The sequence below is a fragment of the Bisgaardia hudsonensis genome (assembly GCF_004345785.1).
Classification (GTDB): Bacteria; Pseudomonadota; Gammaproteobacteria; order Enterobacterales; family Pasteurellaceae; genus Bisgaardia; species Bisgaardia hudsonensis.
This window is the reverse complement of the sequence record NZ_SLXI01000001.1, coordinates 377,538-402,218: the sequence shown is the minus strand read 5'-3', so window position 1 is coordinate 402,218 and position 24,681 is coordinate 377,538. Positions and strand designations below refer to the sequence as shown.

Sequence of the window (24,681 nt, the reverse complement as noted above, 5' to 3'; positions counted from 1 at the left end):
AATAGGGATAATATCCCAATATTTTATCAGCAAAGAAATCATAATATGTTAAAAAAAATTTGGATAATAATATTTTCTAGCCTATTTACTTGGTCAATAATTGAACCTCAGGATTATTTGACTTGGTTTTTAGAAATTATACCCGCACTGATTGCAGTATTCATCTTATGGAAAACAGAGCAATCCTTTCCTCTTACTACATTAGCTTATACACTAATTTTAATTCATTGTGCTATCTTAATGATAGGAGGGCATTATACTTATGCTGAAGTACCATTTTTTAATACATTAAAAGACATATTTGATTTAACTAGAAATAATTACGATAAAGTAGGACATTTTGCTCAAGGTTTTGTCCCTGCAATTATTATGCGAGAAATTTTCATAAGAAAGAAAATTATTAACTCAAAAAATTGGGAATATTTTTTAGTTATTATGTTTTGTTTGGGCTTTAGTGGTTTTTATGAATTACTAGAATGGTGGTCTACGATAGTTTTCGGCGATTCAGCTGAAGCTTTTCTGGGAACACAAGGTTATATTTGGGATACACAATCTGATATGGGATATGCCTTATTAGGAGCAATAATTGCCTTGATTAGTTTAAGTAAATTACATAATAAACAGCTCGCTAAAAAAATAAAAAATATTTATAACGAATCAAAATAATAGAAGATAAATTTAATAAAATTATATAGAAATATAGGATTTTTATTGTACCTAATAATTAAATCCACAAAATTGAATAAGTCCATTTAGCAGTGAAAGATTTCCAAATTAGGATAAAGTCGTTAAATATCTATTATAGAAATATTCTTTAAAAGTGCGGTCAAAAAATTGATTGATTTTAAAACGATTAATTTTATTTTTTTGAAAATTACTTGCACCTTGCTAGGATATTCGTTAACATTCGCACGTTAATTTTAATTATTTTTTCGCACATAAAGAGAGCGCTATAATGTATCAAGCACTATTAATTATTTATCTAATTGTATCAATTGTATTGATTGGCTTTATTTTAATCCAACAAGGAAAAGGTGCAAATGCAGGTGCTTCTTTTGGTGGTGGCGCATCTGGTACAGTATTTGGTTCTGTAGGTGCTGGTAACTTTCTAACTCGTACAACAGCACTTCTAGCTACAACTTTTTTCATTATTAGTTTAGTCATTGGTAATATCAATGCTCACCGTAATAATGTGAAAGTTGATACTTTTGATAATTTATCTGAAGTAGCAGAAAAAGCCGTATCAAAACCAGCTGAAGCACCTGCGGTATTAGAACAACAAAAAAATTCAGATATACCACAGTAAAAAACAAGTTTAATCAATATGCTCTGATGGTGGAATTGGTAGACACGCTATCTTGAGGGGGTAGTGTCCGTAGGACGTGCGAGTTCAAGTCTCGCTCAGAGCACCAATCTAAAGTTTTAAAAAGTTCATTAAAGCTAGAATTTACAAGATTCTAGCTTTTTTATAATTCTCTCATTATTGAAGTTCCTTTAAGCCCATCTGAATTATTACTTTCTAATAACACTGAAAACCATATCAAAAAATTTCATACTATATTAGCATTCATTTTATTTTTAAATTGAGATAATCTTTTATTATATTCTAATCATTATATATTTTATTTGGATTAATATATAACTCTCAATTTTAAGGATATGTATGAAGATTATTATTGCACCTGATAGTTTCAAAGAAAGTTTAAGCGCATTAGAAGTTGCCAAGGCTATTGAAATAGGATTTAAAAAAATATTTCCAAATGCTGAATATATCTGTATTCCAATGGCAGATGGTGGAGAAGGAACTGTTCAATCGCTTATTGATGCAACACAAGGAAAAATAATTGACATTGAAGTAACTGCTCCATTAGGTAATAAAGTAAATGCTTTTATTGGTCTTTCTGGTGATGAGAAAACTGCAATTATTGAAATGTCAGCAGCCTCTGGGCTACATTTAGTACCGATTGAACAGCGTAATCCATTAAAAACAACAAGTTTTGGTACTGGGGAATTAATTAAATCAGCTCTTGATTTAGGTGTTCAAAAAATTATTTTAGGCATTGGAGGTAGTGCAACTAATGATGCTGGTGTCGGTATGTTACAAGCATTGGGTGCAAAGTTTCTAGATTACCAACAACAAACTATTGGTTTTGGTGGTGAAACACTAATAAAGATTGATAGTATCGATATATCTAATCTTGATCCACGTCTAAAGCAAGTAAGCATTGAGGTAGCTTGTGACGTCAGTAACCCACTTTGTGGCAGTTTGGGAGCCTCTGCTATTTTTGGTCCGCAGAAAGGTGCTACGCCTGAAATGGTGAAAATGCTTGATAATGGGTTACAACATTTTGCTAATCAAGTTGAACAACAACTTGGTTTTGCTATCGCTAAAATATCTGGAGCAGGTGCCGCAGGTGGTATGGGGGCAGGACTATTTATTCTACCTAATGTTAAACTAAAATCTGGTATAAAACTTATTACTGATATATTAGCATTACCTAAATATATTGAAGATGCTGATTTAGTTATCACTGGGGAAGGTTGTATGGATAGCCAAACTATCAAAGGAAAAACACCTATCGGTGTAGCTCAAACAGCCAAACAATTTAATAAACCAGTTATTGCGATTGTAGGTAGCCTAAGGTCTGATTATGAAGTTGTTTATGATTATGGTATTGATGCAGTATTTCCGATCATTACTGAAATAAATTCAATTGAAAAAACGTTAAAATCAGCACAATCTAATTTAATATCCACTGCTCAGAATATTGCTAGGCTATACCAATTATCATTAATACAATAATATATCTATAAAAAAACCACCTTCGATTTGATATGCACCCCAAAAGTTGTTTCAACTTGCGGGGGCATATCACGATTAAGGTGGTTTTCAAATATTAAGTTAAAACTAACTATTTTTTCTTCGCATATTTTAATGAGTCAATCGCAACAGCGAAAATGATGATACTACCTTTGATAATATATTGCCAATATGGGTTTACGCCGATATAAGTTAAACCATAGTTAATAACAGTAAAAATCAATACCCCTGTTACAACACCAATAACTGTACCGACACCACCAGCAAAAGAAACTCCACCAACTACGCAAGCAGCAATCGCATCTAATTCATATAAGAAACCCAAATTATTAGTCGCACTACCAATACGCCCTGCTTCTAACATACCACCAAAGCCATATAATGCCCCAGCAATCATATAGATAACAACGAGATTACGAGCAACATTCACGCCTGATACTTTTGCGGCTTCAGGATTTCCACCAATAGCAAAGATATTTTTACCAAAGCGAGTTTTATTCCACATAATCCAAACGAATACTGAGACCAAAATCGCATAAATTGTAATATAGGATAAGTTAAATGTACCTAATCGGAAGAAACCTTGAGTAAACTCAGAAAAACTCTCATTAAATCCAGCAATTGGCGAAGAACCAACAGCATCATAGTAGAGAGAATTAATACCATAAACAATAATCATTGTTCCCATTGTGGCAATAAATGGCGTTACATTAAGATAAGCAATAATTAATCCATTAAGTAATCCTAATACTGCACCAACTGCCGCAACGACTAAAATGACAACAGGGATTGGTACCTCCCCTAAATCAGGGAAAACTTTATTAAAGTTATCCATAGATTGTAGCATTGTAGCAGAAACTACAGCGGCTAAACCAACCTGACGACCAGCAGATAAGTCTGTACCTTGAGTCACAAGTAACCCAGCTACACCCAATGCAATAATTAAACGAACGGAGGATTGAGTCAAAATATTACTAAAGTTTCGTAAACTCAAAAAACTAGGGTCTTGACCAACAATGATAACGAGTAAAATTAATAATACGAAATAAATCGCATTTTGTTTAAAAAAATCTAATGATTTATTTTTTCCTAGACTGGACATAATACATTTCCTTCTATTCTTTATAAATATTTTGCAGCAAGCTGTAAAATTTCTTCTTGAGTAGTTTTTGCTGTTTCCACGATACCAGCTATTCTTCCATTACTCATCACTAATATACGATCTGTCACACCTAATAACTCTGGCATTTCAGAAGAAATCATTATGATTCCCTTATCTTTCTGCGCTAATTGCATAATAAGTTGATAAATTTCAAATTTAGCGCCAATATCAATTCCACGAGTAGGCTCATCTAACATAAGAATTTCGGGCTGAGTCAATAACCAACGTCCAATAACGACTTTTTGTTGATTTCCCCCTGATAAAGAACCAATATTCGTTTTATGAGAAGGGGTTTTAACATTCATTGAATCAATTACCCATTGAGTATCACTACTCATTTTTTTGCTACTCAGTAAACCAAATTTACCTAAATAGGATTTCATATTAGAAATTAGAGAATTAAACTCAATACTTAAATTTGCATAAATACCCGTAGAACGACGTTCCTCAGTAACAAGGGCAAATCCATTATTTATTGCCTCAAGTGCGGTACGATTTTTTACTGTTTTACCATGTAATTTAATTGTTCCTGATTGACGTTCACGAACCCCAAAAATAGTTTCTACAATATCCGTACGTCTCGCACCAACTAATCCCGCAACACCTAAAATTTCGCCTTTTCGTAATTCAAAACTAACATCTTGAATAGAAGGTTGATTAAGTGCTGTCAGATTTTCAACCTCTAAAATAACCTCTTTTGGTTCATTTGTTTTTTCAGGAAAACGTTGTGTTAGTTCTCGTCCAACCATCATTGCGACAATATCATTCATTGTGGTATCTTGAACTGACACAGTATTAATCCATTTTCCATCACGCAAAATGGTTACTTCATCACAGATTTTGAAAATCTCATCCATTTTGTGAGAAATATAAATAATGCCACAACCACGCTGTTTTAACTTTTCGATAATTTTAAATAAATGATCGACTTCTTTCTCAGATAATGAAGAGGTTGGCTCATCCATAATGACGATTTTGGCATTATAAGAAAATGCTTTGGCTATTTCGATCATCTGCATTTGAGATACAGATAACTTTGATACTTTTTCTTTAGGATCAACATTTATGTCTAATTCATCAAAAATCGCTTTGGTATCTTTATACATTTTTGCGTGATCAACGAACCCAGCTTTTAATGGATAACGTCCTAGCCACAAATTATCCATCACGCTACTTTGACGAACCAAATTTAATTCTTGATGCACCATAGAAATACCATTTTCAAGTGCTTCCTTTGACGTTTTAAAATCAACAGGCTTACCTAAAAAAAGTATTTCACCTTCATCTTTTGCATAAATACCAAATAAACATTTTAATAATGTCGATTTTCCTGCTCCATTCTCCCCCATCAACGCATGAACGGAATAAGATTTTACAGTAAGATTTGCATTATCAAGCGCCTTCACTCCAGGAAAACTCTTGCAAACATTAGTCATCTGAAGCAGAACTTCTTTCTCTTGATTTGGAGTTTGTACAGTCATATCCAACCTCACATAAAATAGGGGAGATATCTCTCCCCCGTTAACTTACAACTATTATTTTAGAAATTCAGAAAGATTATCTTTATCTACTCCAACATATGGAATACGAACAACACGGTCTTTTAACTGCCATTTAGTCCCTTCAGTTGCTGGCTTACCAGCGGCTAAATTATCAGATAACTGAACAATAGCTTGACCTTGACCAACACCATCATTCAATACAGTTCCTGCAACTTCACCTTTTTGGATTAATTGTAGTACTTCAGGTAATGCATCGACACCAAAAATTGGTAGTTTCTTACCATGTGCCTTGGTCGCTTCTAAAGCACCCATTGCCATACCATCGTTATTAGCGATGATAACCTCAATATCTTTTGCTTTTGAACTTGATAACCAAGCATCAGTTTTATCTTTAGCCATCGCAGCATCCCACATCGCTGTATCATTAAATAATTCTTCAGTTTGGATACCTAATGAATTAAGTTGCTCAATAACGTATTTTGTACGAGCTTCAGCATCTGGATGTCCTGGTTCACCTTTTAATAATACATATTGGATTTTGCCATCTTTATTCAAATCATATTCAGGATGAGATTTCCAATGTTTAGCGACTAAATCACCTTGAATTACGCCAGATTCTTGAGGATTCGTTCCTACATAATAAGCTTTTGGATAGCTAGCAATCGCCTTTTCACCAGGATCTTTATTGAAGAAAATAACAGGAATATCATCACGTTTTGCTTTTCTAATAATTGTAGGCGCAGCGGCTGGATCCACCAAATTAATCGCTAATGTTTTTACGCCCTTAGAAATAAGAACATCAATTTGATCATTTTGAACAGATTGAGAATTTTGAGAGTCATTCATCAATAATTCAATACTTTTATGATTTGCTGCTTCTTTTTCAATTTCTTGACGCATAAGAGCCATAAAATTATCATCATATTTATAAATAGTAACACCGACACGATCCGCTGCTTGAGCAGAAGATACGATAGAACCTAACCCCACAGCTAATGCGACTGCACTTAATACTGTCTTTTTCATAAAATTCTCCTAATAAAGTGAATTAATTTGTGATTTTCAATTACCTATAGCAAAATCAAATTCTGATCCCTAAGTAACTCTACGTATAGCCTATAAGAAAAAAATCATTTAGTCTGTGATCTATTTCACATTTATGTAAACGATTACATTTATTTTAATTAATTTGTAGAGTAGATCACACTTTATGACATATCCCAGTAGAAAAACGTCTAACTAAAGTTGGGTTGAATTTACTGACAACAGGAGTATTAATATCCTCATCAACTAAACTTAATGCAAGATTAGCCGCATAAGTAGCCATTAAATCAATGGGATAACGAATAGTTGTTAATTTTGGTATTAAATAACGAGAAATTGGCATATCATCAAAACCAACGATAGAAAATTGTTGTGGAACTTGTATATTATTTTCATTTAGAATAGAAATAGCGCCAGCTGCCATCGTATCATTATAAGCAACAACCGCTGTTAAATTAGCATTATAGCTTAATAATTCAATCATTGCTTTTTCACCCCCTTCAAAATCAGGGGTATTATGGACAATAGCATTTTCTACGATAGGAATATTATGTGTCTTTAATGCAGATAAATAACCATTTAATCTTTCAAATTCATCTGTTATCTTATGATTAGAGCCAATATAAGCAATATGCTGATGTTTTTGTTTTATCAACATTTCTGTAGCAATAAAACTACCTTTACTATTATTTAAACTCACGCAACGATTTTCATAACCTTCAATAATACGGTTGATCACGACCATTCCAGGTATCTTATCAAGATATTCCCCTAATTCTCGATCGCTTAGTGCCTTTGAATGCACGACAAGACAAGTGCAACGCTTTCTTAATAATGTTTCTATTGCTTCTCTCTCTTTCAATTCATTATGGTAACCAATACCTATCAATATACTTTTATGATGTTCATCAGCAACTTTATCAACAGATTTCACTAAAATAGCAAAGAATGGATCGGCTACATCAGTAACAACCACACCAACAGTATCCGTTTTATTCTGAACTAATGCTTTTGCGTTAGCATTTGGATGATAATTCAGTTCAATAACCGCTTTTTTAACAGCAATACATGCTTTTTCGCTAACAGAATTGTTCTTATTTAGTACACGAGAAACTGTGGCAACAGAAACTCCTGCTTTTTTGGCGACATCGTGTATCGTTATCATATTATTTAGCCTCATACTAAAACCGTGAAATCAATTCACTTTTATCTGAAAACGTTTTCTAAAAATTACTTGGCAATTTATTACATAATAAATTCTCTCTGTCTACTACTACAACTACAATATGTGATCTACTTAACAGATCCGATATATTATATTATGTTAATATTTTAGAAAATTTTGTAATCGTTTACATTAAATGGAGAGATATTATGGATTCTTTAGATATATTTATTCCAACAGATCATCCACATCGTCGTTATAATCCTTTAACAGAACAGTGGGTTTTGGTATCACCGCATAGAGCAAAACGCCCTTGGCAAGGACAACAAGAAAAAACTTCTGATGAAGAAAAACCAAACTATGATCCAACTTGCTATCTTTGTCCTAGTAACAAACGAATTACAGGTGAACAAAATCCTGATTATAAAAAACCTTATGTGTTTAAAAATGATTTTTCTGCACTCTTAGCAGATACACCAACGCCACCAATTTCTGATGATCCACTCTTTCAAGCAAGCGAAGCTAGAGGTGAAAGTCGTGTTATTTGTTTCTCACCAGACCACAGTAAAACATTACCATTACTCTCTGAAAATGAAATTTATGAAGTCATTAAAGTATGGCAAGAACAATTAACAGAATTAGGAAAAAAATACCAATGGGTACAAATTTTTGAAAACAAAGGAGCCGCTATGGGTTGCTCAAATCCTCATCCACATGGACAAATTTGGGCAAATAGTTTTTTACCAAGTGAAGTCGCTCGTACAGATAAAGCACAATATAACTATCAACAAAAATATGGCTCTGTTTTACTCATGGACTATGTACAACGTGAATTAGAGAAAAAAGAGCGTATTGTTGTAGAAACTAAACATTGGGTTGTTGTTGTTCCTTATTGGGCTGTTTGGCCATTTGAAACATTATTATTACCAAAAAAACATATAAAAAGATTAACTGATTTAACGAAAGAGCAAGCAAAAGATCTCGCTGTTATACTCAAAAAATTAACAACCAAATATGATAATTTATTTGAAACTTCCTTCCCTTATTCAATGGGATTTCATGCTGCGCCATTTAATGGTCAGGAAAATAACCATTGGCAATTACATGCCCATTTCTATCCACCATTATTACGCTCTGCAACAGTGCGTAAATTTATGGTTGGTTACGAAATGCTAGGGGAAAGTCAACGAGATCTTACCGCTGAACAAGCCGCAGAAAGATTGAGAAATTTAAGTGGTGTTCACTATAAAGAACGTTCATAATCACTTAACTAATTTATTATAGAAAATAATTTTATATTGGAGAGATTGTATGAGCCCACAAGAATTAGCAAAACAAATATTCAAAGAAAAATTTAACCGCACTTCTACTTTAAATGTGTACGCTCCTGGTAGAGTTAATATTATTGGTGAACATACCGACTATAACGATGGATTTGTTATGCCATGTGCTATCAATTATGGTACGGCAATAAGTGGAGCAAAACGTGATGATAGTATTTTCAAAGTGTATGCTTCTGATTTAAAACAATTTGATGAATTTTCTTTAGCAGAAGAAATTACAGTTAATCCAAAAGAAAAATGGACAGGCTATGTTCGTGGTGTAGTTAAATTTATTCAAGAATCTTGTCCAGATTTTAAACAAGGTGCTGATTTAGTGATTAGTGGAAATGTTCCACTTTCCGCAGGGTTAAGCTCATCTGCTTCCTTAGAGGTCGCTATCGGTAAATTTTGTCAACAATTAGCTAATCTCCCAATTTCCAATACAGAAATAGCCTTAGTTGGTCAAAAGGCTGAAAATCAGTTTGTTGGTTGCCAGTGTGGGAATATGGATCAGCTTATCTCTGCACTTGGTCAAAAAGATCATTTATTAATGATTGACTGCCGTAGCCTTGATACTATCCCAACACCTGTTCCTCATAATATTGCCGTAATGATTGTCAACTCTCATGTAAAACACGATCTTGTGGCAGGCGAATATAATGAACGTCGTCAACAATGTGAAATAGCCGCTAAATTTTTTGGGGTAAAAGCCCTAAGAGATGTTTCTATTGAAACCTTTAAACAACGAGAAAATGAACTTATCGCTTTAGATGAAAAAGTGGCAAAACGGGCAAGACACGTTATCACTGAAAATCAACGCGTACTTGAAGCTGTTGAAGCCTTAAAACAAGGTGATATTACTCGCTTAGGCAAGTTAATGGGTGAATCTCATGATTCTATGCGTGATGATTTTGAAATTACTGTTCCACAAATTGACTATCTTGTTGAATTAGCACAATTAGTCATTGGAAATAAAGGTGGCGCAAGAATGACTGGTGGTGGATTTGGAGGTTGTATTGTTGCTCTAGCACCATTAGATAAAGTAGAGGCGGTTCGTCAAATTATCTCCGAGAACTATGAAAAACAAACAGGTTTAAAAGAAGATTTCTATGTATGCACCGCATCTCAAGGAGTAGTTGTATGCTAGAAAAAATTAACCAAGGAATAGCACCTGATGGTAAACCATTCAATATTTTTACTCTTAGTTTAGATAACATATCTATTCAAGTAATGGATTGGGGAGCCACTTGGCTCTCTTATAAAGTAAAAATAGAAGAAAATTACCGAGAAATACTGTTAGGTTGCTTACCAAATAATTATGATAAGCAGTCTGTTTATATGGGCGCTACTATTGGGCGTTATGCAAACCGTATCGCCAATAGTCAATTTGAAATAAATGGTAAAAGCTATTTATTAAATGCTAATCAAGATCAGCATCAACTTCATGGCGGTCCAAAAGGCTTTGATAAAATTCGTTGGAACATAGAAAAGTGCGGTGAGAATTTTATACAATTTTCACATTTCTCAATTAATGGCGAGCAAGGTTTTCCTGGCAATGTAAAAGTATTTGTTACCTATATACTGGAAAAAAATGGTATCAAAATTGAGTTCAATGCGGAAAGTGATCAAGATACACCACTTAATTTAACTAATCACGCTTACTTTAACTTAGATAACGCTGAGCAAGGAACAGATATTCGTCATCACAAGTTACAATTATCTGCCGACTATTTTTTGCCTGTTGATTCTCAAGGTATTCCTAACGCACCATTAAAATTAGTTAAAAATACAAGTTTTGATTTTAACCAAGAAAAATTAATAGGACAGGACTTTTTAAAAGAAGAGCAAACAATTACCAAAGGCTATGATCACTCGTTTTTACTGGCTAAAAATCATGAGCAACCAAGTGTGAAATTAACTTCGTCAGATGAAAAAATCTCACTTTGTATCAAAACATCACAACCAGCAATTCAAATTTATACCGGAAATTATCTTGAAGGAACAATTAACCGTATAGGTAAACATTATTATGATTATTCTGGTATTGCTTTAGAAACACAAGCACTGCCTGATACACCAAATCACCCTGAATGGTATAAATTTGGTGGAATAATCAAAGCAAATGAAAAATATCACCATTGGACGAGCTATCAGATATTCATCAAGTAAAGTTCATTTATTTTAATTAACTTTTAATTTTTATGAATTAACACGATAAGATAACAAATTAACGCTATTATTTTTATAAAAGCAGAACATATGCTAGTCATTAGCTTGAAAATATGCTAATTTTTCGCTGAAAATAATTTAATACATAAAATAGAAAATATTTAAATATGAATACTCAAGAAAATTTAACTGATATATCAACTGAAAAAGACAAATCACATCATAACAAATCTTTTCTACAATCAATTTTTGGACGATTTTTCCAAGGCGAATTAAAAAACAGAAAAGAACTGGTTGAGGTTATCCGTGATTCTGAGCAGAATGAACTTATCGATCAAAATACCCGAGAAATGATTGAAGGTGTCATGGAAATTGCTGAATTACGAGTAAGGGACATCATGATACCACGCTCCCAAATAGTATTTCTTGAAATGAATCAGAATTTAGATTCTTGCCTTGATACAATTATAACTTCAGCCCATTCTCGTTTCCCTGTTATTACTGATGAGAGAGATAATGTTGCTGGAATTTTACATGCTAAAGAACTTCTTGCATTCTTAAGAAAAAATGCAGAAGAATTCAATTTATTACAATTACTACGCCCTGCTGTTATCGTTCCTGAAAGTAAGCGTGTCGATAGAATGCTAAAAGATTTTCGTTCTGAGCGTTTTCATATGGCGATTGTTGTTGATGAATTTGGTGCAGTTTCAGGTTTAGTCACTATCGAAGACATATTAGAACAAATTGTAGGCGATATTGAAGATGAATTTGACGAAGAAGATACAATGGATATCCGACAACTATCTCGTCACACTTACGCTATCAAAGCATTAACTGATATAGAAGATTTCAATGAACAATTCAATACCCAATTTGAAGATGAAGAAGTTGATACTATTGGTGGATTAATTATGCAAGCTTTTGGCTACTTACCAAAACGAGGGGAAGAAATAATCATACAAAACTTTCATTTTAAGGTTACAGCTGCCGATAGTCGCCGTATTATTCAATTACGGGTAACAATTCCCGATATTACTGATATAGCAGTAGATAAAAATAATTCTGATGAATCAAAAGAAGCATAAATGAGATCCTACGTAGTTTATATTCTTGCCCTAATAACAGGGGGAATTGGCGTTTTTGCTTACTCCCCTTTTGATATTTGGATAATTGCTTATATATCATTATGCGGGTTAATTTGGATTGCTAAAAATCCTCATAAAAAGACCGCACTTATCGGTAGTTTTTTCTGGGGACTTGCCTACTTTAGTATCGGTATAAATTGGCTAAATGTTAGTATCCATCAATTTGGTGGTACGCCTATTTTTATTAGTTATGCGTTAGTAATACTGCTTTCTGCTTATCTCTCACTATATCCTCTGTTATTTACCTATATCATCCAAAAATTTAAAATAAATAACTTAGCTCTTATCCCTTCTGTTTGGATTATTACAGAATACCTAAGAGGCACAATATTTACAGGATTTCCTTGGCTACAATTTGGTTATACACAAATTGATAGTCCTTTCAATGGTATCGCACCAATTTTTGGTGTAGAAGGATTAACATTTTTTACTGTATGGGTCAGTGCTGTCCTATTACAACTTTGCACCTCTATAATAAGTAATCCTAAAACACATCCTATTATTTTAACACATATTGTTATCTTATTCTTGGTGGTAACAAGTGCATATTTTTCTTCTTCAATAAAATTTACAGAAGAAAATCAACAAAAAAGTACTAAGGTAACACTATTACAAGGCAATATAGCGCAACAACTAAAATGGGATCCAGAATACTTTTTTAATACAATGGATATATATCAAAGATTGATAGCCAATTCACTCGGAAAGACTGATATCATCATTTTACCCGAAGCAGCCTTTCCAACAACTGAAAATAATATTCAGCCTTTTTTAACTGGATTACAAGAGGCAGCTGAAAAGTCTAACACCGAAATAATTATTGGATCTATTTATCATAATACAACAACTAATAAATTATTTAATTCCATGATAAATATTGGCAAACAAGACTTACCTTATAATTTAACAACAGAAAATCGCTATATCAAACATCACCTTGTGCCATTTGGAGAATATGTCCCTATTGAAACAATCCTAAGACCATTAGGGAATGTCTTTAATTTACCGATGTCAAACTTTCAAAGTGGTAGTGAAATTCAACCGCACTTCTTAGCTAAAAACTTTAAATTTACCCCAGCTATTTGTTATGAAATAATTTTTGGTAAACAATTACAAGAAAATATCACAAAAGATAGCGATTTTATTCTAACCTTATCCAATGATGCCTGGTTTGGTGACAGTATTGGTCCATGGCAGCATTTACAAATGGCAAGAATGCGTGCTTTAGAACTAGGGAAACCAGTAATTAGAGCAACAAATACAGGAATTACTGCATTTATCAATGCCCAAGGAAAAATAATATCTCAAGCACCACAATTTATCGAAACAAGTTTAACTCATGAGATCTTTACAACAAAGGGAAAAACGCCTTATTCAGTACTAGGCAATATTCCATTATATTTATTAATAGTGATATGGATAATACAGCATATTATCGGAATATATGTAACAAGAAAATTACATAGGATTAATTTATCTTAAATTTAAATAACGTCTAATCTTTCTTAATAGTAGAAAAATCCAAGGCCAGAGAAGCCCACTTATCATTGCTCCCCAAATAATTTGCCACTCAAAAAATGCGTTATTTAAAAACAAATCAATCATGAAAATACTAAAACGAAGCATAAAAACAAATAATATCATCAATAAACTTTGAAACCATAAAGACATATTGCGTAATATTCTATGATTTTTTGCGATTAAATATGTAAAAATAGATAAAACTAAAGCATGAACGCCAAGAACAGAACCTAATGTTACATCCCAAAGAATACCTAAAATAAATCCAGTACCAATGCTTAGCCTATTAGGAATAGCTAATACCCAATAAGTTAAAACTAATATCAACCAAGATGGTTTAAAATTATGCAAAGAAATAGGCCAAGGTGCAATTTCAAGAACTAAGGTAATAATAAAAAGACTTACAACAACAAAAAGTTGAATTAAAGAATGCCCTTTCACTAATCTTCCTCTCTATATTGTTGTATATTATTATCAATATTAGAAGGTATAATATCTTCTACTGGCGTAAATTCTGTATCATTATTTTCTTTAGAGTCTGAAATTTGTGGCACATTCGTTTTATTTTCCTCTAAAACTAGCGTTTTTTTAACCCTATTTCCCTCTGAACCTTGAAGCTCCAAACGCTGTTGAACGGCCTCACGTACCATTTCAGGGGTAATAGATTGAGCTTTATGCATATCTTCTTTAGTCGGCCATAATAATAGAATGTAACGCAATCTATCAAGAGAAGCTAAAGGCTTTGCCACTATTGTTGCGAAATAATTATTACCATCACGAGAAACACTTTGGACAATAGCGACAGGGTAACCTTCTAAAAAGCGTCCACCTAATCCAGAAGTAACTAAAAGGTCTCCTTTAACAATATCAACAGAACGCGGAACATTATCTAATGTTAATTCATCGCTACGACCTGTACCACTTGCAATAACTCGTACATCATTACGTAATATTTGTACTGGAATAGAATGGGTAATATCGGTCAATAAAAGCACTCGGCTTGTATCACGTCCTACCGAGATTATTTGTCCGACAATCCCTTTATCATCAATAATTGGCTGGCCAACATAAGCCCCATCTTTTTCCCCTTGATTGATAATAACTTGTTGACGATAAATATCTGTTTCAGCAGTTAAAACCTCACCTATTTTCTTGTATTCATCTGTTCTTAAAGGGGAATTAAGCAATAAACGTAAACGTTGATTTTCTACACTTAGTTGATCGAGAATTAAAAGATCGGCATTTGTTTTTCGTAACTGCTCTCTTAATACTTCATTTTCAATTTGTAATTTATTAGTATCAACTAAATTAGTTGACAAACCATCTAATACTATTCTTGGTGCATTTGCAAAGTAATATAAACTACTTACCGAAGTTTCCAAAAAACTCCGTAATTTAATCATTGTGTCAGTCTTTTTTCCATCAAATATAATTAATGAAATAGAAAAAATAACGGCAATAATTAAACGAAGCCCTAAGGGTGAATCCGAGCCGAATATGGGTTTCATAATAGCTTATACTAACTTAATCATGATGATATAACAGATATATCATAAACAATGTTATTACTAAATTTCATCACTAAAGATATCACCACCATGCATATCAATCATCTCAAGAGCTTCTCCGCCCCCTCTTGCTACACAAGTTAGTGGATCTTCACCAATGATAACAGGAACCCCTGTTTCCTTAGATAATAAAATATCAATATTGCGTAATAATGCTCCACCACCAGTTAATACCATACCACGCTCAAAAATATCCGCTGCATGTTCTGGTTGACATTCTTCTAACGCAGTAGAAACTGCCGTAACAATACCATTTAACGGCTGTTTTAATGCCTCTAAAATATCGCGAGATGTTAATTTAAAAGTTCTAGGTGCGCCTTCAGCTAAATTATGTCCATGTACTTCCATCTCAAGCACTTCATCATCATTTTGAATGTAAGCTAGACCTATTTCCTTTTTGATTCTCTCTGCTGTTGGCTCGCCAATAATCGACCCAAACGTACGACGTACGTAAGAAACGATCGCTTCATCAAAACGATCGCCACCGATACGAACAGAAGAAGAATATACGATACCATTCAATGAAATAACCGCAACTTCTGTTGTACCACCACCAATATCAATAACCATTGATCCTGTTGCCGTTGAAACGGGAAGTTTTGCACCAATAGCAGCAGCCATAGGTTCTTCAATTAAATACACCTCACGAGCCCCTGCTCCAATAGCTGATTCTCGGATAGCACGACGCTCTACTTGTGTCGCTCCAGCAGGTACGCAAACTAGAACACGCGGACTAGGACGCATAAAATTGCCACTATGGACTTGCTTAATGAAATATTGCAACATTTTTTCTGTTACAAAGAAATCAGCAATTACGCCGTCCTTCATAGGACGAATCGCTTCAATACTTTTTGGTGTACGCCCTAACATTAATTTTGCATCTCGACCGACAGAAGCAATACTTTTTAATGAACCGCTTCTATCTTTACGAATAGCGACAACAGATGGTTCATCTAAAACAATACCTTGCCCTTTCACGTAAATCAGTGTATTTGCTGTACCTAAATCAATAGAAAGATCATTAGAAAATAAACCGCGAATTTTTTTAAATAACATAGGAATTCCATAAAATAATTTGTATATAAAAAACTCAGTATTGAGTTCCAGAAAATTGTGTTAAATGTAACAAAAAAAAGCACTTTATAACAGATTTTTTTAGACATCTAAGTAAAAAATAGAAAAAATCCTTATCCTATATAAAAAAACAATAATTAAAATTATTTATTTAATATAGATTTTAAAAATCTCGCTGTATGCGATCCTTTTGCTCCAGCAACCTTTTCTGGTGTTCCAACAGCAATAATATTTCCACCTCCACTGCCCCCTTCTGGACCTAAATCAACAATCCAATCTGCTGTTTTTATTACATCTAAATTATGTTCAATAACAACTATTGTATTACCTTGATCTCGTAAACGATGTAACACGGCTAATAATTGCTTAATATCAGCAAAATGCAACCCTGTAGTAGGCTCATCTAAAATATATAAGGTTTTTCCTGTATCTCGTTTAGAAAGCTCAGTTGCAAGTTTTACTCGTTGTGCTTCACCGCCAGATAATGTTGTCGAAGACTGACCAAGACGAATATAAGATAACCCCACATCAATAAGGGTTTGGAGTTTTCTAGCAATAACTGGAATAGCATCAAAAAATTCTCTTGCCTCCTCTACCGTCATATCCAATACTTGATGAATTGTTTTACCTTTATAACGTATTTCTAAGGTTTCTCTGTTGTAACGTTTCCCTTTACATTGATCACAAGGCACATACACATCAGGCAAAAAGTGCATTTCTACCTTGATAACACCATCACCTTGGCAAGCCTCACAACGTCCGCCTCGAACATTAAAGCTAAAACGCCCTGGATTATAACCTCTAGCTCTCGATTCTGGCACTCCTGCAAATAATTCACGAATAGGTGTAAACAATCCTGTATAAGTAGCAGGATTAGAACGTGGCGTACGTCCAATAGGGCTTTGATTTATATCAATTACTTTATCAAAGAATTCTAATCCCTCAATAGACTCATAAGGTGCATATTGCGTATTATCTGCTCGATTCAATGCATTTTGGGCAAGAGGAAATAACGTATCATTAATTAAGGTCGATTTACCCGATCCAGATACTCCAGTAACACAAGTAAACAAGCCAACTGGAATTTCAAGATTAACATTTTTAAGATTATTCCCTTTTGCACCATTTAATTTTAGAATTTTTTTCTTATCAAGTGCGGTTCTTTTTTTCGGAATTTCTATCTTCTCTTCACCTGATAAATATTTTCCAGTTAACGAAGACTGATTTGCCATAATTTCCTCAGCATTTCCTTCCGCAACTATCGCACCACCATGTACCCCTGCACCTGGACCAATATCAATAATGTGATCTGCCGCTCTAATCGCATCTTCATCATGTTCTACAACAATGACAGTATTACCTAAATTTCTAAGATGAACCAAAGTATTTAATAATCTTTCATTATCACGCTGATGTAGACCAATTGAAGGCTCATCTAACACATACATTACACCAACTAATCCAGCACCAATCTGACTTGCTAAACGAATACGCTGTGCTTCTCCCCCCGATAATGTTTCGGCCGATCGAGAAAGAGATAAATAATTTAATCCAACATTAACTAAAAACTGTAATCTTTCTTTAATTTCTTTTAAAATTTTATCAGCAATCTTGGCTCGTTGTCCTGTTAGCGTTAAATGCTCAAAAAACTCTAAAGCTTCCCCAATACTTTTTTCTGAAATCTCAGGTAAATTCGTTTCACCAATGTAAACATGTCTTGCTTCAGGTCGTAATCTCGATCCACAACAATCTTCACAAGGTCTGTTACTAATATTTTTCGCTAACTCCTCTCTCACCGAATTTGACTCTGTTTCTTTATAACGACGAGCCATATTATTCAAAATACCTTCAAAAGTATGATGTCTTAATACAACATCACCTCTATCATTAACATATTGAAATTCTATTTCTTCTTTACCAGAACCATGTAAAATAATTTTTTGAATCTTCTTAGGTAAATCCTCAAATGGTGTTTCAATATCAAAATTATAATGTTTTGCTAAAGAGGTAAGCATTTGATAATAATAAAAATTACGTCTATCCCATCCTTTTATTGCCCCACTAGCTAAAGAAACGGAAGCATTTTGAATCACCCTATTTTCATCAAAAAACTGTTGAACCCCTAATCCATCACAAGTAGGGCAAGCACCAGCAGGATTATTAAACGAAAATAAACGAGGTTCTAATTCAGGAATAGAATAACCACAATGAGGGCAAGCAAAATTGGCTGAAAACATTAATTCCTCAGCATTAGGATCATCCATAGAGGCTACAACAACCACTCCTCCAGAAAGTTCTAAAGCGGTTTCAAAGGATTCAGCTAATCTTGTAGCTACATCATCTCTAATCTTAAAACGATCAACAACAACTTCTATAGTATGTTTTTTTTGTAATTCCAAAGTAGGAGGATCGGACAAATCACAAATTTCACCATCAATTCTTGCTCGAATATAACCTTGTGCCGCGATATTTTGCAATACCTTAATATGCTCACCTTTACGCTCTTTCACTATTGGTGCTAACATCATCATCCGACTGGACTCCGGCAACGTTAATACTTTATCAACCATTTGACTAATCGTTTGTGCCGATAGTGGTACATTATGCGTAGGACAACGAGGCTCTCCAACTCGAGCAAACAGCAAACGTAAATAATCATGAATTTCCGTAATCGTCCCTACGGTAGAACGTGGATTATGCGACGTTGATTTCTGTTCAATAGAAATTGCTGGAGATAATCCTTCAATATGATCCACATCTGGTTTTTCCATCAAAGATAAAAATTGTCTAGCATACGCCGATAAAGATTCAACGTAACGACGCTGGCCTTCTGCATACAACGTATCAAATGCTAAAGAAGATTTTCCCGATCCCGATAATCCAGTAATTACTATAAGTTTATCTCTTGGAATTTTTAAACTTATATTTTTTAAATTGTGAGTTCTCGCCCCACGAACATCAATATTTTCCATAAATTTCTAAAATTAAGTACCATTATTTAATATATACGATCATTATCGCACATTCTCAAATAACTGTGCAAATATCCAGTTTATATATAGATTTTTCTAAAAATTTAAGGCAAAATAAACATCATAAATAAACATTTTATATAAAATAAGCTAGAGGAATATTATGGCTGGAGTAAACAAAGTTATTATTGTTGGAAATTTAGGTAATGATCCTGAAATTCGTACTATGCAAAATGGTGAAGCCGTAGCTAATATTAGCGTTGCAACGAGTGAAAGTTGGACAGATAAGAATACAAATGAACGCCGTGAAATTACTGAGTGGCATAGAATCGTATTCTATCGTCGTCAAGCTGAAATTGTTGGTGAATATTTACGCAAAGGTTCAAAAGTATATGTGGAAGGTCGTTTAAGAACCCGTAAATGGCAAGATCAAAGTGGTCAAGATCGTTATACTACCGAAATTATCGGTGATGTGATGCAAATGTTAGACAGTCGAGCAGAACGTACAGCTAATAACTACCAAGCAAATAATTATAGTAATACTGGTAGTTACAATACACAAGTAAATCCAAACCCTACGCCATCATATAATAATCAACCTAAGCCAGCACCAAAAATGGAACAATCCGAGCCTGCAATATTTGATGTGGACGATGATATTCCATTTTGAGTTACATATAATTTAAAAATGTAAAATATAAACCTCTATAATACAGAGAGTCCCTTATTTTAAGGTCTCTCTTTTTTTACATTTTTTTAACGCTAAAAACTTAATTTGTTAGTATTTATATATGGAAGTTTTGTAAAACTAAATAGGTATGCATAGACTAGAAACAATCCTTTTTTTCAAATGGAGAACGTTTTCCTCTATTAGTTAATGAGGAAACTGGTATTCTTGATTTTTATTCAACATTATGGGTAACTGTATAACTACGTAATCAACCCGCAGTAAATACAATTAGAAATAAGCTGGGAACTATACAATGGATAATGAATTGGGAAAAACATAATAATCTTGTTATTAGTGATCTAATTCATGGAGAAATACTCTTAACAGAAAACCAATTGGAATCTCTTATTCGACATATGAGAATAAATGTAAAAAAGCAAAAGAATGTAATCAATACAAAAAAGTGTGTTAATGAAGGACGGAACTCAATTTATTGATATTTATTCTTCTGTATCTCGTAGTCATCAATATAATAGACTAATAAGGCTTTCAGAATACATATTATTTCTATCTAAAGTAATTAATGTATCCAACGAATATATCGAAAAATTGACGAAACTGATTAGGTTAATTAAAGAGCCAAAACCTAAAAATCATAAAACTTTATCTATAAAACCAGAAAGTGAGCTACCTGATGGATTATTAGATGAGTTTGATCTTCTACAGCTAATTTTTAGTAAAAAACGCTCTTTATAGTTTTTACGTTGTGGAGTCTCTAAGTTGAAATGAGTGTTTACACAGAATGTTGGATAGGATCCTATCTACTCCATTAGCCCTTAAATTTTACCGTTCTTTAAAACTTTCATCCAAAGTTGTTTTTAATGGACTTAATAAATAATCAATTACTCGTCTTTCTCCCGTCTTAATTTCTGCCGATACAGCCATCCCTGCGATAAGTTCTACACTCCTCCCATCAATATTTAAGTAACTTTTATCCATCAAAATAGTTACTGGAAATACCAATCCTAATTTCTCATCCTGTATAGCTTCAAAACTGAAATATTTGACTTTACCTTTGATATATCCATAACGAGTATATGGAAAAGCCTCTACCTTAATAGTGACATCTTGCCCTTCATTTACAAAGCCAATGTCTTTATTTGATAACATCGCTTCAATTTCGAACTGTTCTCCTTGTGGAACAATCGTCATTAGTGGCTGAGCAGTAGTAACAACCCCACCGATAGTATAAGTTTGTAATTGCTGAACGGTTCCATCTACAGGCGCATAAATTTTACTTGATGTTTGACGTTGCTGACTTTTTTCTACCTCTAAGATGAATTGCTCAACTTGCTCATTAGCTTTGCGTAGCTCATCTAACACATTGCGTTGGAAAGATTGCTCAAAGACTTTATATTCTTTGTGCACCTGTTCTAACTGAGCCTCCAATTCATAGATTTTGCTCTGTTGAATATTCTTCTCATTTTCTAGCTCAATCACCCGATTTTCCTGAGAAAAATATTCATGTTTTGAAACATGTCCCTTTTTGTATAAGCCATATATATCATTACGACGTTCTTTTTCGTGTTTTAGCATTGCGATGAGCTTTTGAATTTGGATATTAATCGTCTTTTTCTCCGTCTCTTTTTGGAGAATTGTCGCTGACAATTTTTGCTTTTCTGCAACCCATGTCAGATATTGACTCAATGCTAACTGTTGCTCACCTTTGAATAATCTATCTTCAATATTAAAAGTAACTTGTTCATTACTATTTTTTAGTTGCGGAACAGTGTTTTCCTGAATGGCTAACAGTATCGCTTCTTGTCGTAGCTGATTAAGACTAGCTAATTTCAGTGCTGATTTGGCTTTAGATAAATCAGATTCCACCCCTAAGGTGGTTAATTCAAGTAACAGTTCTCCTTTTTTTACTACCTGCCCGTTTCTTACATAGGATTGCTTAACAATAGCCGTTTCTATCGGTTGAATAATTTTACTTCTCCCGCTAGGTAAAATTTTCCCCGTTGCAACAGCTACAATTTCAACTTTTCCAAAATATGACCAACAAAGAGCGGTCAATAAAAATAAAATAATCAACCGCCCGATCCATCTTGGTAAAGCAGAAACGGGCGTTTCAATTAATTCTAAATGAGCAGGTAAAAAGGCATGTTCATCTTCTTGCCGATAAGGTGTGTCTAGTGATTTTCTTACTTCCCACGTTTCTCGAAATACTCGAATATAGCCTTTAATTAATCCACAAAGTCCAGTCAAACAATGCATTATCCCCTCCCTGTCGTCGCCTGAAGTTGATACAAATAGTGATAAAGCCCTTTCGCCTCTAGTAACGCTTGATGACTTCCCTGTTCAACGATTTCCCCTTGATCCATGACAATAATACGATGAGCTTGACTTACTGTGGATAAGCGGTGAGCAATGATAATCACTGTTCGGTGACGACAAATATGTTGCATATTTTTCATAATAATATGCTCAGATTCATAATCTAAAGCACTAGTTGCTTCATCAAAAATAAGGATTTTAGGATTATTGATTAAAGCCCTAGCAATAGCGATACGTTGCTTTTGTCCACCAGATAGATTGGCTCCATGTTCTCCTACTAAGGTGTCATAGCCTTCAGGTAACTGGGAAATAAAATCATGAGCACCAGCAAGCTGTGCGGCTTGCATAACTCGTTCAATTGGCATCGCTGGATTGGTAAGTGCAATATTGTCACGAATTGAGCGATTAAGCAGAATATTATCCTGCAACACCACGCCAATTTGACGACGTAACCAAGATGGCTCTACCAATGTAATATCATTACCATCAATAAAAATATTACCTTGAGAGGGGACATACATACGTTGGATCAATTTTGTTAGTGTACTTTTACCTGAACCAGAACGCCCGACAATGCCAATAATTTCACCAGCCTTAATGGATAATGAAACATGATTTAATACATTTTTACCTTCAGGACGATAACGAAAGCTAACCTCTTTAAAGCTAATATCCCCCTTAATTTCAGGTGGCACTAATTTATTTTGTGGGTTTTCTGTTGGAGTATTTAAAATATCGCCTAAACGACTTACCGAAATACCTACTTGCTGAAAATCTTGCCAAAGATGAGCTAGACGAATAACAGGTGCAGCCACTTGACTAGCTAACATATTAAAAGCGATCAACTGACCAACAGTGAGATCGCCACTAATGACTAAATGAGCACCTAGCCATAGATTTACCACCATCACAATTTTTTGAATAAGCTGAATGCCATGCTGACCAATAGTTGCAATTTTTGTTACTTTAAAGCTCGCTTGCACATAGCCAGAAAGCTGTTTATCCCAATGTTCTGTCATTTGAGGGGCAACTGCCATAGATTTGATAGTGTTCATCGCCGCCACGCTTTCTACCAAAAATGCTTGATTATCTGCATTTCGAGCAAATTTTTCATCTAACCGTCGACGGAGAATAGGGCTAATAAATGCTGACCATAGTGCATAGCAAGGCAATGAGATCAGGACAACCAAGGTTAGCCAAGGGCTGTAATACCACATTACCGCTAAAAAGATAAATGAAAAGAGCAAATCTAATACAGAGGTTAATGCTTGCCCAGTTAAGAAATTACGAATTTGCTCTAATTCTCTCACTCTTGCTACTGTATCACCAACACGTCTTGCTTCGAAATAGGCGATTGGCAGTAAAAGCAAATGTCGAAATAATTTTGCACCGAGTTCAACATCAATTCGGCTGGTTGTATGGGAAAACACATAAGTGCGAATAGCGGAAAGGATAATTTCAAAAAGAATGACGATACAAAGTGCCACAGCCACTACGTTTAACGTACTAAAACCTTGATGGACAAGGACTTTATCCATAACAACCTGAAAAAAGAGCGGTGTGATTAAGGCAAAAATTTGCAAAATAACAGAAACAAATAGCACCTCAACAAGAATCTTACGATATTTGACTACCGCAGGAATAAACCATGTAAAGTCAAACTTAGCCAGTTGTCCCATTAGGCTCGCACGGGAAGCAAATTGAATAATTTCGCCCGAATATCTTGCGTTGAAATCTGCTTCTGAGAGAACTAAAGGCTGATTTGTTGCCAAATCGTGGATCAAAAAGCGACGATGTTCATTATCAATTTTAGCTAGAATAAAATGCTGACCATCATCACACCAAACCAATACAGGCAAATGAACAAATGCCAAACGTGATATTGGCTTTTCGGTGGCTTTTGCCTTAAAGCCAATTTCTTTTGCTGCCAGTAAAAGCTGTGTTTTACTCATTAGGGTTTGTATGGCAAATTTATGCTTAATTTGCTCAATACTCATTGGAATTTGGTGTAACTGAGCAAATATATTCAAAGCAGAAAGGGCTAAATCTTGTCTATCCATAACATAAACCTATTAATAAATACCAGAAATGCGGATACCAGCGTGGTATCCCTACAAAACTTCGTCATTTAATCATTACGTCGCAACTATATAACACTCAAAAGCCTCACTCATCTATGATGAAAAGTGAGGCTTTAAGAACCGAGGCA

The 24,681-nt window shown here is 34.1% G+C and carries 20 protein-coding genes and 1 tRNA gene; 11 read left to right on the top strand and 10 right to left on the bottom strand.

Translation table 11 applies throughout. The annotated features are described in order from the left end of the window. The 4 genes from EV697_RS01875 to EV697_RS01860 all read left to right on the top strand — a co-directional run. Positions 1 to 666 (top strand): DUF2238 domain-containing protein (locus tag EV697_RS01875; RefSeq protein WP_243694775.1); only part of this gene is annotated, 666 nt, incomplete at its 5' end. A gap of 289 nt (positions 667 to 955) precedes the next feature. Further along, a complete protein-coding gene (secG, locus tag EV697_RS01870) occupies positions 956 to 1,306 on the top strand; it encodes a preprotein translocase subunit SecG (RefSeq protein WP_132021963.1) in 351 nt (116 codons plus the stop codon). 20 nt (positions 1,307 to 1,326) lie between these two features. After that, positions 1,327 to 1,412: transfer RNA gene (locus EV697_RS01865), tRNA-Leu, on the top strand. 251 nt (positions 1,413 to 1,663) lie between these two features. Continuing rightward, positions 1,664 to 2,803, top strand: a complete 1,140-nt coding sequence (locus EV697_RS01860) for a glycerate kinase (RefSeq protein ID WP_132021961.1) — start codon at positions 1,664 to 1,666, stop codon at positions 2,801 to 2,803. Positions 2,804 to 2,912: 109 nt separating this feature from the next. Here the strand turns inward: EV697_RS01860 and mglC are convergent, their stop codons facing one another. The 4 genes from mglC to EV697_RS01840 all read right to left on the bottom strand — a co-directional run bounded on the left by mglC (position 2,913) and on the right by EV697_RS01840 (position 7,694). Further along, a complete protein-coding gene (gene mglC / locus EV697_RS01855) occupies positions 2,913 to 3,923 on the bottom strand; it encodes a galactose/methyl galactoside ABC transporter permease MglC (protein WP_132021959.1) in 1,011 nt (336 codons plus the stop codon). Positions 3,924 to 3,943: 20 nt separating this feature from the next. Further along, positions 3,944 to 5,464 carry a galactose/methyl galactoside ABC transporter ATP-binding protein MglA gene (gene mglA, locus EV697_RS01850; protein WP_132021957.1) on the bottom strand — a complete coding sequence of 507 codons (1,521 nt, stop codon included), beginning with the start codon at positions 5,462 to 5,464 and terminating at the stop codon, positions 3,944 to 3,946. A 54-nt stretch (positions 5,465 to 5,518) separates the two neighbouring features. Further along, positions 5,519 to 6,511 carry a galactose/glucose ABC transporter substrate-binding protein MglB gene (gene mglB / locus EV697_RS01845; protein WP_132021955.1) on the bottom strand — a complete coding sequence of 331 codons (993 nt, stop codon included), beginning with the start codon at positions 6,509 to 6,511 and terminating at the stop codon, positions 5,519 to 5,521. 175 nt (positions 6,512 to 6,686) lie between these two features. Continuing rightward, positions 6,687 to 7,694: a substrate-binding domain-containing protein gene (locus EV697_RS01840; protein WP_132021953.1), complete on the bottom strand. Its 1,008-nt coding sequence runs from the start codon at positions 7,692 to 7,694 to the stop codon at positions 6,687 to 6,689. Positions 7,695 to 7,903: 209 nt separating this feature from the next. On the opposite strand from EV697_RS01840, the gene galT reads away from it, so the two are divergent. The 5 genes from galT (at position 7,904) to lnt (ending at position 13,812) form a co-directional block, all read left to right on the top strand. Continuing rightward, complete coding sequence (galT, locus tag EV697_RS01835) at positions 7,904 to 8,956, top strand: galactose-1-phosphate uridylyltransferase (protein WP_132021951.1); 1,053 nt, start codon at positions 7,904 to 7,906, stop codon at positions 8,954 to 8,956. 49 nt (positions 8,957 to 9,005) lie between these two features. Beyond that, a complete protein-coding gene (galK, locus tag EV697_RS01830; protein WP_132021949.1) occupies positions 9,006 to 10,163 on the top strand; it encodes a galactokinase in 1,158 nt (385 codons plus the stop codon). Further along, positions 10,157 to 11,185, top strand: a complete 1,029-nt coding sequence (galM, locus tag EV697_RS01825; RefSeq protein WP_132021947.1) for a galactose-1-epimerase — start codon at positions 10,157 to 10,159, stop codon at positions 11,183 to 11,185. Before galK ends, galM begins: the two co-directional genes overlap by 7 nt. Before the next feature lie 167 nt (positions 11,186 to 11,352). After that, complete coding sequence (gene corC / locus EV697_RS01820) at positions 11,353 to 12,270, top strand: CNNM family magnesium/cobalt transport protein CorC (RefSeq protein ID WP_132021945.1); 918 nt, start codon at positions 11,353 to 11,355, stop codon at positions 12,268 to 12,270. Then, positions 12,271 to 13,812 (top strand): apolipoprotein N-acyltransferase, encoded by a 1,542-nt coding sequence (lnt, locus tag EV697_RS01815; protein ID WP_132021943.1) that lies wholly within the window; start codon positions 12,271 to 12,273, stop codon positions 13,810 to 13,812. Here lnt and mreD read toward each other — a convergent pair. The 4 genes from mreD to uvrA form a co-directional block, all read right to left on the bottom strand. Then, positions 13,804 to 14,292, bottom strand: a complete 489-nt coding sequence (gene mreD / locus EV697_RS01810; protein WP_132021941.1) for a rod shape-determining protein MreD — start codon at positions 14,290 to 14,292, stop codon at positions 13,804 to 13,806. The two genes, lnt and mreD, sit on opposite strands and share 9 nt — an antisense overlap. Next, positions 14,292 to 15,359: a rod shape-determining protein MreC gene (gene mreC, locus EV697_RS01805; protein ID WP_132021939.1), complete on the bottom strand. Its 1,068-nt coding sequence runs from the start codon at positions 15,357 to 15,359 to the stop codon at positions 14,292 to 14,294. Before mreC ends, mreD begins: the two co-directional genes overlap by 1 nt. A gap of 60 nt (positions 15,360 to 15,419) precedes the next feature. Further along, the gene (locus tag EV697_RS01800) at positions 15,420 to 16,475 is read right to left on the bottom strand and encodes a rod shape-determining protein (RefSeq protein WP_132021937.1); all 1,056 of its coding nucleotides are present in this window, start codon (positions 16,473 to 16,475) and stop codon (positions 15,420 to 15,422) included. Between the two features lie 161 nt (positions 16,476 to 16,636). Continuing rightward, complete coding sequence (gene uvrA, locus EV697_RS01795) at positions 16,637 to 19,465, bottom strand: excinuclease ABC subunit UvrA (protein ID WP_132021935.1); 2,829 nt, start codon at positions 19,463 to 19,465, stop codon at positions 16,637 to 16,639. Between the two features lie 163 nt (positions 19,466 to 19,628). Here uvrA and ssb point away from each other — a divergent pair, with 163 nt between their 5' ends. Both ssb and EV697_RS09925 read left to right on the top strand, forming a co-directional pair. Beyond that, positions 19,629 to 20,135: a single-stranded DNA-binding protein gene (gene ssb, locus EV697_RS01790; RefSeq protein ID WP_132021933.1), complete on the top strand. Its 507-nt coding sequence runs from the start codon at positions 19,629 to 19,631 to the stop codon at positions 20,133 to 20,135. A gap of 471 nt (positions 20,136 to 20,606) precedes the next feature. Continuing rightward, positions 20,607 to 20,891: a hypothetical protein gene (locus EV697_RS09925; protein ID WP_236824067.1), complete on the top strand. Its 285-nt coding sequence runs from the start codon at positions 20,607 to 20,609 to the stop codon at positions 20,889 to 20,891. A gap of 87 nt (positions 20,892 to 20,978) precedes the next feature. Here the strand turns inward: EV697_RS09925 and EV697_RS01780 are convergent, their stop codons facing one another. Together EV697_RS01780 and EV697_RS01775 are read right to left on the bottom strand one after the other, a co-directional pair. Further along, on the bottom strand, positions 20,979 to 22,412 hold the full coding sequence (locus EV697_RS01780; RefSeq protein ID WP_132021931.1) for an HlyD family type I secretion periplasmic adaptor subunit: 1,434 nt from the start codon (positions 22,410 to 22,412) through the stop codon (positions 20,979 to 20,981). Continuing rightward, positions 22,412 to 24,532 (bottom strand): type I secretion system permease/ATPase, encoded by a 2,121-nt coding sequence (locus EV697_RS01775; RefSeq protein WP_132021929.1) that lies wholly within the window; start codon positions 24,530 to 24,532, stop codon positions 22,412 to 22,414. The genes EV697_RS01780 and EV697_RS01775 overlap by 1 nt, the downstream gene beginning before the upstream one ends. Positions 24,533 to 24,681: the final 149 nt, after the last annotated feature.